Origin of the sequence: Sorangium sp. So ce124 (assembly GCF_051525235.1) — a bacterium.
GTDB lineage: Bacteria > Myxococcota_A > Polyangia > Polyangiales > Polyangiaceae > Sorangium > Sorangium atrum.
The window spans coordinates 457,644-471,726 of the sequence record NZ_CP150312.1 but is presented as its reverse complement, the minus strand read 5'-3'; the positions used below and the strand labels follow the sequence as shown (position 1 = coordinate 471,726).

11 protein-coding genes are annotated in these 14,083 nt (G+C 72.8%); 3 read left to right on the top strand and 8 right to left on the bottom strand.

Going from position 1 to position 14,083, the window contains the following annotated elements:
* From WMF19_RS01775 to WMF19_RS01765, 3 genes are read right to left on the bottom strand one after another with little or no spacing between them, the layout of a single operon-like run.
* Positions 1–519 carry a J domain-containing protein gene (locus WMF19_RS01775; protein WP_437327184.1) on the bottom strand — a complete coding sequence of 173 codons (519 nt, stop codon included), beginning with the start codon at positions 517–519 and terminating at the stop codon, positions 1–3.
* A 13-nt stretch (positions 520–532) separates the two neighbouring features.
* Positions 533–1,753, bottom strand: coding sequence for a GNAT family N-acetyltransferase (locus WMF19_RS01770; protein WP_437897491.1), 1,221 nt, complete (start codon positions 1,751–1,753; stop codon positions 533–535).
* Positions 1,754–1,795: 42 nt separating this feature from the next.
* Positions 1,796–2,947, bottom strand: a complete 1,152-nt coding sequence (locus WMF19_RS01765; protein ID WP_272097422.1) for an alpha/beta fold hydrolase — start codon at positions 2,945–2,947, stop codon at positions 1,796–1,798.
* A gap of 323 nt (positions 2,948–3,270) precedes the next feature.
* Here WMF19_RS01765 and WMF19_RS01760 point away from each other — a divergent pair, with 323 nt between their 5' ends.
* Together WMF19_RS01760 and WMF19_RS01755 are read left to right on the top strand one after the other, a co-directional pair.
* A complete protein-coding gene (locus tag WMF19_RS01760; protein ID WP_437897490.1) occupies positions 3,271–4,203 on the top strand; it encodes a hypothetical protein in 933 nt (310 codons plus the stop codon).
* Positions 4,204–4,215: 12 nt separating this feature from the next.
* On the top strand, positions 4,216–8,982 hold the full coding sequence (locus WMF19_RS01755; protein ID WP_437897489.1) for a sigma 54-interacting transcriptional regulator: 4,767 nt from the start codon (positions 4,216–4,218) through the stop codon (positions 8,980–8,982).
* Positions 8,983–9,073: 91 nt separating this feature from the next.
* Here WMF19_RS01755 and WMF19_RS01750 read toward each other — a convergent pair whose 3' ends face one another.
* The gene (locus tag WMF19_RS01750; protein ID WP_437897488.1) at positions 9,074–9,664 is read right to left on the bottom strand and encodes a Uma2 family endonuclease; all 591 of its coding nucleotides are present in this window, start codon (positions 9,662–9,664) and stop codon (positions 9,074–9,076) included.
* 120 nt (positions 9,665–9,784) lie between these two features.
* On the opposite strand from WMF19_RS01750, the gene WMF19_RS01745 reads away from it, so the two are divergent.
* On the top strand, positions 9,785–10,114 hold the full coding sequence (locus WMF19_RS01745) for a hypothetical protein (RefSeq protein WP_437897487.1): 330 nt from the start codon (positions 9,785–9,787) through the stop codon (positions 10,112–10,114).
* Between the two features lie 72 nt (positions 10,115–10,186).
* Here the strand turns inward: WMF19_RS01745 and WMF19_RS01740 are convergent, their stop codons facing one another.
* The 4 genes from WMF19_RS01740 to WMF19_RS01725 form a co-directional block, all read right to left on the bottom strand.
* Positions 10,187–10,897, bottom strand: coding sequence for a hypothetical protein (locus WMF19_RS01740; protein WP_437897486.1), 711 nt, complete (start codon positions 10,895–10,897; stop codon positions 10,187–10,189).
* A 345-nt stretch (positions 10,898–11,242) separates the two neighbouring features.
* Positions 11,243–11,692, bottom strand: coding sequence for a hypothetical protein (locus WMF19_RS01735; protein WP_437897484.1), 450 nt, complete (start codon positions 11,690–11,692; stop codon positions 11,243–11,245).
* A 399-nt stretch (positions 11,693–12,091) separates the two neighbouring features.
* Positions 12,092–13,318 carry a matrixin family metalloprotease gene (locus tag WMF19_RS01730; protein ID WP_437897483.1) on the bottom strand — a complete coding sequence of 409 codons (1,227 nt, stop codon included), beginning with the start codon at positions 13,316–13,318 and terminating at the stop codon, positions 12,092–12,094.
* Between the two features lies 1 nt (position 13,319).
* Positions 13,320–13,892: a hypothetical protein gene (locus WMF19_RS01725; RefSeq protein ID WP_437897482.1), complete on the bottom strand. Its 573-nt coding sequence runs from the start codon at positions 13,890–13,892 to the stop codon at positions 13,320–13,322.
* Positions 13,893–14,083: the final 191 nt, after the last annotated feature.

The following is a 14,083-nucleotide window of genomic DNA, read 5'->3' as shown; positions in this document are numbered from 1 at the left end:
CTACCGGCGCTTGGGCCGCGCCAGCCTGGCCATCGCCTCGTCGTGGGCCCACTTGACGCGCATGAACTCGCCGGCGTCGCCGCCGCGATCGGGGTGCGTGACGAGCGCGAGCCGGCGGAACGCCTGGCGGATCTCGTCCGCGCTCGCGGCCTCCGCCACGCCGAGCACCGCGAACGGCGACGCGCCGCGCGCGGACGCAGGCCGCGACGGCGCGCGCCTCGACGGCCCGGGTGGCGGCGGGGGCGCCTCCCGCCGCGCGCGCGGCTTGGGCCACGGGGGCTCGCCGCGCAGGATGCGCGTCCAGGCCGTCGCCCACGCCGGCTCGATCTCGACGAGCGGGCGCCCCGCCGCGCGCTCGGCCTGCGCCCGCGCCTCCTCGACGGTCCGCGCGCCGCCCTGGCTCGCGTCCGGAGGGCGGAACGGCTCGCGCGCCGGCTCGGACGTCCACCATGCGGCCCACAGGAAGCGGCGGCGGCGGGTCGGGGTCACCGCGTAGACACCGCGGAGCGGGAGCGTCATCGGGGCCGGGCCTTCAGAAGATCTCGGGGCACCACGGGGCGCGCGCGGCGCGGAACAGGCTGTCCGCGCGCTCGACGGCGCCTCCGGAGAGCTCCTCGACCTGGCCCGCGTCGGCCATGCAACGGAAGGAGACGCCGCCGAGGTACGCCGAGCCGAGCGCCGTGATGTCGAGGCGGAGGTCCGGCGCCGCCGCGGTCCGCGTCGCGCGCCGCTCGCCCCCGTGCAGCCGGAACCGGCCCGCGTTCGAGGGGCAATCGCGGTCGGTGATCTCGAGCGTGAGCGCCTCGCCGCTGCCGTAGGCGCGCGCCGCGAGCGCGGCCTCGACGTCCACGATGCGCACCCACAGCCCGTCGCTCGCCGTGAGGCGCAGCCGCCGCGGCTCGACGAGGAGCATGCCGAGGGGATGATCGGGCGGCAGGAGGCTCGCCTCGATCCGCTGCGCCAGATCGATGTCGAAGAGGTACCGCCAGACGAGCCTGGTCCCGAGCGGCGAGGCGCCGATCGCCTCGATGACGCGGACCGAGCCGACCGGGATCGTGGAGGCGTCCCACCGGTGATGCGCGCAGTACAGCGCGTAGGCCTCGGCGCGCCCGTCGACCTCGATCACGACGCGCTGGAGCTGGCCGCCCCCCTGGCGGATGAAGTCGTTGTCGCTCAGCCGCCGGCCCCGCCACCACGGCTCCGAGCGCGCCAGCATCCCGGGGACGAGCGGGCGGGCGCGCTCCCAGACCGGCGCGAACGCCTCGAGCGCCTCGGCTTCCCCGAGCAGCCGCGCCCGGCCCTCCGCGCCCGCCTCGCCACGGAACGCGGTGCGATCGCGCTCGATCGAGATGGAGCACGCCTGCGACGCGAGGCCGTAGCCGAAGCGGCCGTAGATGGAGCCCTCCGTGGCCCAGAGAGAGGAGATCGGCTGCCCCGCGGCCCGCGCCTCGTCGAGGTGTCGCCGGATGAGGCGCGTGAGGATGCCGCGGCGGCGGTGCGTCGGCATGACCGCGACCGCCGTGAGGCCGGCGACCGGGACGGCGCCGCCCGGCGTGGTCATCGTGAGCGAGAACGTGCCGGCGGCGCCGACGAGCGACTCGCCGTCATACGCGCCGAGGCGCAGGGTGAACTCCTGGAGCCGCTTCGTCCCCTCCATGCGCTCGGGGTTCATGAGCGCGCCGAAGGCGGTGAGGATCGGATGGACGAACTCGCCGTATCGCTCGGTGCCCAGCTGCCGGAGCTCGATGTTCATCAGGCTACGATAGCAGTCGCGCCGGCGCCCTCGCTTGGCGCCCTACGCGCTCAGCCGATCGCGCTCCCTCGCCGCCGCCCGCCGGATGCGCGTCTTCAGCCAGGCCTCGATGAGCGGCCACACCGTGAGCGGCGCGTCCCGGCCGACGACGATGTCGAGGTGGCCGCGCGGAAACGCGCGGTACGTCTTGTCCGAGGAGCGGCTGAAGTCGTAGGCCGGCTTCACCGACGCCGGCGGCGCGAGGTCGTCGTGCGTGCCCGCGATGACCAGCAGCGGCAGGTCGAGGTGCTCGAAGCGCTCGGCGTAGCCGAAGAGGCTCCCCATGTGGTGGCCGCTCTTCCGCGACGCCGCCGCGTCAAGGAACATGTTCCGGAGCACCGTGATGCTGCCGCTGTCCATCGCCAGCGACATGTGCTGCGTGAGCACCCGCGTCTCCATCGAGCCGGGCACGAACCCCCGGATCGGCAGCGGAAAGATCGGGCTCTCGACGAACGCCCGCACGAACCGGAACGGCTCGCCCCACGCCGACAGCGGGAGCGCCCCCTGTCCGAGCGGGACGCGCCGGTCGACCGTCAGCATCAGCCGGCCGAGCAGCGCGAGCGACCGCGACCCGTGCGTGAACAGGTACGGGCTCCCGAGCGTGACGATCCCGCCGACCGCGTCCCCCATCGTCGGCGCCGTCGCGTAGCTGACGAGCCCGCCGAGCGAGTGGCCGATCAGGTACACAGGCCGCGGGCCCGAGATGCGCCGGATCTCCTCGATCGCCGCCGGCACGTCCTCGCGGACGAAATCGGTCACGTGCGCCGGCCGCCGCGCCCCGAGGTGCCGCGACCGACCGTGCCCCCGCAGGTCCAGGTTGAAGACGTCGAAGCCCGCGCGCGCCAGGTAGTTGGAAAAGCTCCGCGACGGCAGGTGCCAGATGTACCGGTTCTGGCCGTACCCGTGGATCAACAGCACGCTCGCCACCGTGCTCCGGAGCCGCGCGCTCCGCTTGCGGATCATCGCCAGCGGCACGTCCCGCTCCACCGGCTCCGCGTCCTCCACCCCCGGCGCGCGCGCCCCCTCGATCCCACGGCTCGCCGGCGGGGACTCGTGCGCGGTGCTCCGGACCCGCACCACCACGAGCTCCTTGATGAACCTGTCCCGCTCGTCGCGGTCGACCGTCTGCTCGACCTGGGCCTGATGCAGGATCATCCTTTCCGTCTATTGCGGATTATTTTGCTGTGCGCAACCTCGTTTGGCCCGCCGGGGATGCTGCCGCCGTAGGGCCCTTGCCGCGCCAACATCGCACGGCCACCCACGCTGATCACGAGCAGGCGCGCTCTGGCACGCCGTCGTGGAAAAAGCTCCGCCGTGGGCGGTCCGCGGGCGTCACACGGCGCTGCGTCTCGTGTACCCTCCCCTCGCTGGTGCCCGGTCCACCGGGGCGCGCGGAGAACCCGAGGCTGGCCTCGGCGCGCCCGTTCCGTGGGCGCCGGAGCCCGGCCCTGAACTTACGCATCGCTAGGTGACCTACAATGTACCACTTGAAGATGGGTCGGCTGCTCGCGGTCGGGGTGCACGCCAGGGCCGCCGCGCTCGCCGCGCTGCTCGGCGCCGTGTGCTTCTCGTCGAGCGCCAGCGCGCAGCCCAAGAAGGACGACGCCGAAGGCAAACAGGACGACTCCGCTGCTGCCGAGAAGCAGGCCACGGACGAGAAGGCGCAGGACGACAAGGCGCCCGGCGAGAAGGAAAAGCCGCAGGAAGCGCCTCCCGAGGCGGCGGATGACAACGCCCCGTTCGAGAGGGAGGGCAAGACCTATCGGTTCGCCGGGCTCCGGTTCCGGAACCTCATTGTGCCGAAGGCCATGATCAACCTCTTCGCGGACGGCGGGGCGTCCGTGAACGTGTTCACGTTCGGCCCGGAGCTCGCCACACGCAGGGACGGGCTCGAGATCGATCTGGCGATCTCCTACGCGGACTACTCGATGGATCCCTTCCTCTTCAAGGGGAAGAACGACGGCAACGACGCCTGGGAGATGGTGTCGAGCGACATGAAGCTCGTCTACTTCACGACCGATCTCCTCTACGAGATCCCGCTCGACAAGGAGAAGGGCCGCTTCTCCCTGCTCATCGGCGGCGGCGTCGGGCTCGGCGTCGTCTTCGGCAACCTCTACCGCGCGCAGGCGTACCCGAACAACCCGTCGCGCCTCGACCCCGACGACGTGGGCTCGTGGAGCAAGTGCGCCGGCCCGACCGGCGGCTTCTGCGACGGCTCCAACGACCATTTCGGCAACTACGACGAGCCGAGCTGGATCAACGGAGGATCCAAGCCGTCGGTGTTCCCATGGATCTCGTTCCCGCAGCTCAGCTTCCGGTACAAGCCGATCAAGCAGCTCCAGACGCGGCTCGACGCCGGCTTCTCCATCACAGGGTTGTTTTTCGGGCTGTCCGCGGGGTATGGCCTCTGATCGAGGGATGAGGTGACGTCGCGTCCGCTGTTTCCCCCGCGCTATGAGCCGATCGGGGCGCTCGGAAAGGGCGGTGGTGGCGAGGTGTGGGCGGTGCGCGACCGCCTCACCGGCAAGACGGTCGCGCTGAAGACGCTCGGCGAGGAGGCGGACGAGCCCGAGGTGCTCGCGCTCGTCCGCGAGGCGGCGGCGCTGTCGGGCGTCGAGGGCCTCGGCGTGCCGCGCGTGCTCCGCTTCGGCCGGCTGCCGGCGTCAGGGCGGCCGTTCATGGTGCGCGAGCTCGTCGAGGGGACGAGCCTCGCCGATCTGCTCGCGCGCAAGGCCGACCTGGCCAGGAACCTCGCGGCCATCGCCGACGCGGCCGATCAGCTGACGCGCCTGCACCGCGCGCTCCTGCTGCACGGCGACGTGAAGCCCGCGAACATCATCGTCGGCGAGGGCGGCCGCGCGACGCTCGTCGACCTCGGCCTCGCCGCGCCGTTCCGCGACGACGGCTCGCGGCCCGTGGGCCTCACGCCCCGCTACGCCGCGCCGGAGCTCTTCAAGGGCGACGCGCTCACCGTCCGCGCCGAGGTGTTCGCGCTCGGCGCGACGCTCGCCGAGGCCCTCCGCGACAGCGGGGGCGATCGCGATCCGAAGGTCGTCGAGGCGCTCCAGGGGGTCGTCGACCGGGCGACCGCCAAGGACCCGAACGCGCGCTACCCGAGCGCGGACGAGCTCGCGAACGCGCTCCGGCGCGCGGCGCGGCTCCCCTCCGGGCCGGGCGAGGAGGCCGCGAGGACGGGCGAGGCGGGCGCGAGGCCCGACGCGGACGCGGGCGCCGTGGTCTGGCCCATCGTCGGCCTGGACGCGCCCTCCACGCGGCTGCTCGCGCAGATCATGGCGCTGCCCGCGGGCGGCGGGCTCTCGATCGACGGCCCGCGCGCCTCCGGGCGGAGCGCGCTGCTCCGGCGCATCGCGTGGTCGCTCGAGGTGGGCGGGTACGCCGTCGCGTGGGTCGAGGCGGCCGGCGTGGCAGACCCGCGCGAGGCGCTCTCGATCGAGCTGTCGGAGCACGATCTCGGCCGGGTGACGGCGCTCGTCGACGACGCGGACCGGCTCGGCGACGCGGCGCTCGAGCGCCTCGACGAGGTGCGGAAGGCCGGCGGCAAGCTCGTGCTCGTGCTCGGGGATCCATCGGAGGGCGGCGCGGGCCGGGCGCCAGGCGCGCCGCGCGCCGCGCGCGGCGCGCCCGTTGACGACGCGCCGCGTACCGCGCGCGGCGCGCCCGCTGACGACGCGCCTTCCCCCGCGCGCCTGGGCGCCGGGTTCGAGCGCTTCGAGATGGCGCCGCTCGACGAGCAGGTCGCCCGCGAGCTCGTGCAGCGCACCATCCCGTCGCTGAGCGACGCGGTGGCGGCGCACGTCGTCTCCCGCGCGGGGCGGTGGCCCGGGCGCATCCGCGAGATCGTCGCGCGCATCGCGCGCGCGCCCGTCGCGTCGACCGAGGACGTCGATCGGCTGCTCGACGCGCCCCCGACGAGCGCGGTGGCGTCCGGGCCGGGCGGCGCGGGCGCCGAGGGGGCGGCGCTGCCGCCGGCGGAGATCCACCGGCTGCTCGACCGCGGCCACTTCGACGCGGCCGCGGAGGCGCTCGGGCGGCACGAGGGCGACGGCTCGCCCGCCGCGGTGCCCACCTTGACCATCGCGCGCGCGCGGCTCGCCATGAACCGCGGCGACACGGCGAGGGCGCTCGCCGAGCTCGGGCGCGTGAAGGATCAGGTCGAGGCCTCGCGCGATCACGCGCTCGCGGCGTTCTGGTCGCTGCAGATGGCCCGCGCGCTCGTGCGCGCCGGCGACTACAGCGAGGCGGAGCGCCGCGCCGGCGAGGCCGTGGAGCGCGTGGGCCCGCTCAAGATCGAGGCGGAGCTCACGGGCGCGCCGCGCTCCGAGGTCGCGACGGCCGCCGCGTTCGGCGCGTCGCCCGAGGCGATCGTCGCCGAGGCGGTGGCGACGCGCGGGCTCGCGCAGAGCTTCGCCTCGCGGCACGAGGACGCGAAGCGCACGCTGGAGCACGCGGTCCGGCTCGCGCGGCTCACGGGAGAGCCGCGCATCCTGTCGGTCGCGCTCGTGTCGCTCGCCTTCGCGCTCCAGCGGGACGACCGCCTCAGCGAGGCGAAGGCGGTCTACGAGGAGGCGCTCACGGCCGCGGAGCAGGCCGGCGACGCGGGCACGCTCGCGACGACCCGCCTGAACCTCGCCGCGCTCACGAAGCTCCAGGGCGACCTCGGCGCGGCCATCCGCCACCTCGAGGCCGCCGTCGATCTGGGCCGGCGCTCCGGCCGCGTCGCGACGATCCGCCAGGCGCTCCTCAACCTCGCGAACCTCGACCTCTACCTCGGGCGGCTCGCGCGGGCCCGGGTGTCGCTCGACGCGCTCGCCGCCCAGCGCGCGGATCTCGCGCCGCAGCAGCAGGCGCAGCTGCTCGCGCTCGAGGCGGAGCACGCTGCGCGCTCGGGCGATCTCGAGCAGGCCGAGCGGCTCTGCCTCGAGTGCGCCGAGGCGTACGAGGCGATGGGCCGGCGCATCGACGGGGTCGAGGCGCGGCTCGAGCGCGTGCTCTTCGCGGTGGCGCGCGCCGGCGCGGATCCGCGCGCCCTCGGCGAGGAGATCGACGTGGCGTCGGAGCGCCTGGGGACGACCGGCGCCCACCGCGCCCTGCTCGCGCTCGCGCGCGGCCGCGTCGCGGCGCTCGCGCGCGACGAGTGGCGGGCCCGGGCGGCGTACGACGAGGCGCTCGACGCGGCGCGCGCCGCGGGCCAGCGCGACTGGATCTGGCGCGCGCTGGAGGCGCGGGCGCAGCTCGAGACGGAGCGGGGGCACCTCATCCGGGCGCGCCACGACCGCGAGGAGGCGCTGATCACGCTGGAGGAGATCGCCTCGAAGCTGCCGCGCGACCTCCGGGAGGTGTTCTGGAACGACGCGCGTCGCAAGGAGATCCGGGCGGCGGCGATGCTCGAGCTGATGAGCAGCCGCACGGTGCCGTTCACCCAGCAGAGCACGGGCGCTCAGGCCGGCGCGGCGCCCCCGCAGGGCGAGGATCGGCTGGCGCGGGTCCTCGAGATCAACCGCGAGATCGCGGGCGAGCACGATCTCACGCGCCTGCTCGCGAAGGTGACCGATCATGCGATCGCGCTCCTCCAGGCGGAGCGCGGGTTCATCATCCTGCAGCGGCCGCCGCGCGACGAGCTGCAGCAGGTTGCGGGCGAGGGCGCGGTCGATCTCTCGATCCACGCCTCGCGCGACCAGGCGGGGGACGACCCGCACGCGCGCTTCTCCAGCTCGATCGCCGAGCGGGTGATCTCCACGGGCGAGTCGGTCGTGACCGCGAGCGCGCGGGACGACGCGCGCATGAGCGATTACGTCTCGGTGCACCAGCTCATGCTGCAGTCGGTCGCGTGCGTGCCGATCCGGCAGCGGAGCGGGCAGGTGATCGGCGCGCTGTACCTGGAGACCCGGCTGAGCGCGGCGGCGAAGTTCGAGGTGGAGCTCCCGACGCTGACGGCGCTGGCCGATCAGGTCGCGATCGCCATCGAGACGGCGCGCCTCGTGAGCGAGAACGAGCGCCGCGCGCGCGAGCTCGAGCGCGCGAACGAGGAGCTGCGCGCGGCGCGCGCCAAGCTGGAGGAGCTCCTCGGCCACCGCACCGCGCAGCTGGCCGCGACGCGGCGGGATCTGCGCTCGGCGCGCGCGGTGATCCGCGGCCATTTCGGCTACGAGGGCCTGGTCGGCACGAGCGAGGCGATGCGCCGCGTGTACGCGCTCATCGACCGGGTGAAGGACACGGACATCCCGATCCTGATCACGGGCGAGAGCGGGACGGGCAAGGAGGTCGTCGCCAGGACGATCCACAACGCGAGCCCGCGGGCGAAGAAGCCGTTCGTCGGCGTCAACTGCGGCGCGATCCCGGAGCACCTGCTGGAGAGCGAGCTCTTCGGGCATGTCCGCGGCGCGTTCACGGGCGCCGACCGCGACCGGAAGGGGCTCTTCCGGGAGGTGACCGGCGGCACCATCCTGCTCGACGAGATCGGGGAGATGCCGCAGAAGATGCAGGCCGGGTTGCTGCGCGTGCTGCAGGAGAAGGTCGTCCGTCCGGTCGGCGGCGCGCGCGAGGAGCCGGTCGACGCGCGGGTCATCGCCGCGACGCACAGGGATCTCGCCGACATGGTCTCGAGGGGCACGTTCCGCGAGGATCTCTACTACCGGCTGCACGTCGTCGAGGTGCGGGTGCCGTCGCTGCGCCAGCGGATCGAGGACATCCCGCTGCTCATCGACTACTTCCTCGGGATCTTCGCCGCGCGCTACGGCCGCGATCGCCGCAGCGTGTCCCGCGCCGCGCTGAAGCGGCTGTCGGCGTACACCTGGCCCGGGAACGTGCGGCAGCTCGAGAACGTGCTGCTCAACGCGTGGGTCCTGTCGGATCGCCCCGAGCTGGAGAGCGAGGACTTCGAGCTCCCCGACGCGGCGCCTCGGTCGCTGCGGGGCTCGCTCGACGGCGGCGCGGCGCCCCCGCCGCGAGCGCCCGTCGGCGGCGGGGCGCCCGCGAGCGCGGGCCGGGCACCGCCGTCGAGCGATCCGCGCCGCGTCGAGACGTCGCTGGACGCGCACAAGGCGAGCGAGCGGGAGCGGATCTTGGTCGCGCTCTCGAGCTGTAACTGGAACCGGGTGAAGGCGGCGCAGGTCGTGGGCCTGCCGCGCCGGACGTTCTACCGGCGCCTCAAGGAGTACGGCATCCAGTGATGCGTGGGCCGCGCTCGGGGCGGGGCGCGGCGGTGAAGCTGGCGGAGCACCGGCTCCCCGGCCGGAGCACCCGTGTCAGCGCGGTGGCGTGTCACCTCGCCCAGAGGACCGAGAGATCGAGCTCGATGGCCTCGAAGGGCTCGGCGCGGACGCGCGCGGCGTCGCGGTGGACGACGGCGGGCCCCCAGCCCCGACCCGAGACGAGCGAGAAGACCTCCAGCGTCCGCTTGATGGGATCGACCAGCCACGCGTGCCGCACCCCCTCGCGCGCGTAGATAGGCATCTTCTCGTCGCGGTCGAGCTCCGCGGTCGAAGGGCTCAGCACCTCGCAGATCCAATCCGGGGCGAGCGCGAAGTAGGCCGTTTCGGGCAGCTCGGGCATGCGCTCGCGGCGCCAGCCGGCAAGGTCGGGCACGAGGGCGTCGATCTCCCCTGGCGCGTCCGGCTCGGGGAAGTGCAGCTCCGGCTCGTCCAGGATGATCCAGCCACCCGGGCCGCCGCGTCCACGCTGGAAGGGGCCGATCAGCTCGGCTCCCAGGCCCGACGACGTCCACGCGTGCTTCGGCGCCGGCCGGGGGAACACATGCAGGGTGCCGCGGATGAGCTCCGCCACCTTGTTCGGCGGGACGGCTTCGAGGTCGGCGTACGTCGCGCGGCGCGGCTTCTCGGCGGGCTGGCCCATGGACGAAGCCTGCCCGGGGGCAGATGGCGCGGCAAGGCAGCGAGACGTGCGGGGTCGACCCGCCAAATAACCCCTGGAAACGCCGCACTTCGCGGCGCATCATCCCAGCCACGGTATCCAGTGAGCGATCGTTCCAACCTCGCCGCCTCCATCGACGGCGCGCCCCTCGCCGACGAGGAGGCGCGCGATCTCTGGACGCGGTTCAGCCGGTACATGGATGAGCACCGCGGCGACATGGCGGGCTTCGCGCGGGAGAACGGCTACGTGAGCGTGACGCCGACCTTCGAGCGCGGGCGGGCGCTGCTCGTCGTCCGGACGACGGAGGCGCCGCCGGAGAAGCCGGCCCTGCGCCCCGGTGGAGAGAAGCCGGCCCTGCGCCCCGGCGGCGAGAAGCCGGCGCCGCGCCGCGGAGGCAGCAGCAAGCCAGCGCGCGGCAGGCGGCGGCGCTGAGCGCTCACCGGACGGGCGCGAATCGCGAGCTGCCCCGACCCCGGCGGTGAGGCACCCCGATCGGCCGGAGCCTCACCGCGACTTCCCGGCCCCTCCGGGGAAGTCCTTGCGCTTGATCTTGGCGCGCCGGCCGTCGGGGTGGTGAAACACGATTCCCTCGGCGAGGTGGCCCGGGGCGAAGCGGCTCTCCAGGTGATCGAACAGGCCCCGGAGGCCGTCATAGGTCCTCGGGATGTCGTCGTAGACGGGAATCTCGAGGTTGAACGGCACGACCATGTGCCTGGCGAGCCCGAGCGGGTTGCCCTGAATGCTCGGTCCGAGCGCCTCCGCCGAGTGCTCGCCGTCGGGCCAGCCCTGGAACTCCGTCCCGCGAACCGCCTCGAAGATCCACTTGTCTTCCGGCCCGTGCTCGTCCGCGTCGACGTACCAGCCGTCGATGATCCCCTGCTGCTTCTGGAGCTTGCTCGGGTTCCTGCGCTTCTCGACCCGGACCACGTGGCCCGAGCGAACGGTCAATCGCACGTTCGTGCCGTCGAGCTTCTCGGTGGGACGGCCCTCGCCCGCAAAGACCCACTCGCACCCCTGGCGCGGCTTCGGGAGCACCTTGAAGTCGTCGCCGCGATCGAAAATCGTCGGAATCTTCTCCATGACCTGAATGCCCTTTCGTACCTGGCCGAGCAGCTCGTCAGGCGTGATGACGCCTCCAGCGAGCCCGCTCGCCAGCGCACGCACCAGCTCCGCCACGGAGGTATTCGCCTCGAGCGCGACGCGCTTCAGCGCCATCCGCTCCTCCGGCGAGATCCACGCGACGAGGCGTGACCAGCCTTCTGGCGGAACCCATGTCGCGAGCTGCTGCGGATCCTTCCTCGGTCTGCCGCGCGGGCGGCCTGGCGATGTCACGAGCTTCAGGGTAGCCCTATTTTCTACTGTGTCAATTGGCAAAACAAGAATTGGGCGTGAGGCGAAAGTGGTGGGAGCAGGTAGGACGCCTGCCGCTGCCCTCCTGGAGATCGGGAGCCAGGGCGAGCTCCGCGAAGGCGCGCTTGGACGCGCGCCTCGAGACATCGGGGCTTCGTGCGCGGAGACGCCCTGGCCCTGCAATGGGGCAGCTGGTCTGTCGCCGAGGGTTCAGTCGAGGAGGGTCCAGGTGGCCTTGGCGGTGCAGCCGTAAGCGTCGAGCGCGCCGGGGTGTGTGAGGGGGACGAGCTTGGTCTGGCCCTTGGCGAGCGGCCCGGTGACCGAGCGGGTGATGGGCCCCGGATCGCCGTAGTAGTGCGTGACGGTGAAGGTGATCTTCGCCGAGTCCGGAACGGCGAAGAGCGAGGTGTTCTTGATCGCGGCGTTCGGGTTGAAGATGCTGGGATAGGTGATCGAGCAGGAGAGGTTCACGGCCTTCGTGACCGGACCGCCGCCGTCATCGCCGCCAGGACCGATGATCGCCTCTGCGCCCTCGCCCACGACCTCGGCGGCGTCGCTCGCGCCGTCATCGGCGCTGTCGCCCTCGAGCGGCTCGGCGATGCAGCCGACGAGGGAGAAGGACGAGATGAGCGAGCAGAGGAGCAGGTTCTTGATGTTCATGGTGGTGTGTCCTTTGGTCCGGTGTTCGCGCTCGCGAGATCGCGTGTCGGCGGCCTCCGGCGAGTTCGAGCTCGCCTCGGCGTCCCTCGTCGCTGTCTCGCGGCGTCGCATCCGGATAGAGCAACCGGCGGGCCAGGTTGTCGGGGCGCTCCGGGCCGCCCCCGGCGCGCCCAGGATCCGCGGGGAACACAGCCTATCTCGGGATTTTCGCGCTCCGCCGCGCCGCGCCGACGGGCGCCCGCGCGGCGCGGTGGAGGTCAGAGCCCCCACGCCGACGGCGTGGGCCTCCACCAGGTGTCCTCTGAGGTGCTCTCTGGTCCGGAAGATCGCGGCAGGTCCCGACTCGCTCCGCGCCGCCGCGAGGGCCGGTGCTCCCCCCGAAGCCCCGCGATCGAACGCTCAGCGCCGGCGCCGTCGCGACGCCAGCGCGCCGAGCACGCCGAGCACGCCGAGGAGCATGACCCCGCCGACATCGGCCGATCGGCCGGTCGTCGAGCAGGAGCACCCGGCATCGCCGCCAGACTCCCCATCGCCGCTCTCCTGCGTGTCGTCCGGATCGGCGCCGCCGCCGCCGCCCACCCCGCCGCTCGAGGCGACCGACGAGCTCACGGTCGCGCCCACGCTCGATCCGCCGCCGGCCGACGAGGAGGTCGACGTGCTGCTGCCGCCCGCTCCGCCGTCGCCCCCGCTGCCGCCGGCGCCGCCGGCGCCGCCGCCATCGAAGCCAACGCACTCGGTCGAGCACTCCGTCGAGCATTCCCCGCAGACGCACTCGAGGATGCTGATATACATGCGGGCCCCCTCGGCGTAGTCATTCAAGCATCCCTCGACGCACGCGTCGTCCGGGCACTCGTTAACACAGCCGATGAATCCCCTGCACGCGAGCGACGCGCCGCACGCGTCATAGGACGCCTTGCAGGTGTTCGCGAGCGAATCGTTCGAGCAGCTGTCGCAGCTGCCGCCGCCGGCGGCGGCGCTCGTGGCGCTCGCGGCGCTCGCCGTGGTCCCGCCGATGGGATACAGCGCGCACACGCCGTCGATGTCGTCTTGCTCGATGGTGCGCATCGACGAGCCCACGACATAGTAAGGCGTCATCGTCGCGCTCCGCTCGCTGGAGTGGCCGAGGCCCAGGAAGTGCCCCTCTTCGTGCGTGGCGATCGACTGTGTGTCGACACAGCCGTTGTTGCCGGTGTCGTTCCAGCAAAACCCGACGTCGTTGAAGACCATGTCGGCGTCCACGATGGCGCCGTTGAAGCTCCAGACCGGCATCGTGACGCCGATGACCGAGTTGACGTCGCCGAGCATGTTCGGCCAGGAGGAGCTGATCCACTGAAACACGTTCTTGCCGTCGTTGTAGTTGTAACGATCGGTGGTGTCGCCGAGGAGGTCGACCCGCCACTCCGTACACCCCGCGTTCGACCACGTCTCGAACCCGGACTCGACACGGGCGACGGCGAAGGCGGAGATCTCGCCCGGGATCGTCGAGCGGTTGATGTAGTAGGCGACGGGCAGCTTGTCCCAGCGGGGGACCACGTCATCGAGCGGCGTCCACGCGGCGGCCTCACGGGCCACGGCGAGGGACGAGGCGGCGCCGAGCAGGGCGGCGAGGGCGACGCGGCGCCTCACCTCACTTCCCTCCCGCGATGCGCACGACGTCCGTCATGAGGCTCTCGATGGGCTCGACCTCCTCGATGGGCGCCGCGATGGGCACGAGCGCGGCTCCGGTCCGCCGGACGAGGTTCAGCCCCTCGAGGATGCGCCGCGCCATGCCCTTCTTGTCCACATGATAGGCCGAAAGCGCCAGCGCCGTGAGGTGCCACCGCCCCTTGTCGCCCGGGCGCAGGAAGACCACCGCGTCCTCGCCAGGCGAGAGCCTGGCGTCGCCGAGCAGCCGCTGTGTCTTGCCGTTGTAGGTCCCGCCCATCTGCTCCAGCACAATCATCTTCGAGCCCCCCTTGTCCGCCGCGCCACCCTTGAGCGGCTGGGTGATCGTGAGCTCGGTGCGGGTCACGATCGATTTTCCGTCGTCGGATTCCGTCGCGTACGATCGGCCGACGATCACGCGCGCGACCGTCGTCGACTGGCGCACGAGCTCCTCCCGCGAGAGCAGGACGGCCGTCGTCGCGTCCGCGGGCGCGCCGATGCCGAGCAGAGCGAGCGCGGCCGACAGGGCGAGCACTGCTTTCAAGCCTCTCTTCATGTAGATGACTCCTTAAGACATTCATTTCTATCCCGAAGCGCGCGCGGCGGCCACACAGGAAACAGGACTGCGACGTGCTCGCGCTGCCGTGGTGTTGCCCATCTGTCGTGACGGCGGATCATCACGCTGCGACGCGACGGCGCGCCGACATGTACGGAGACGCGCACTACCACCCGCGCCGTGGTACGCCT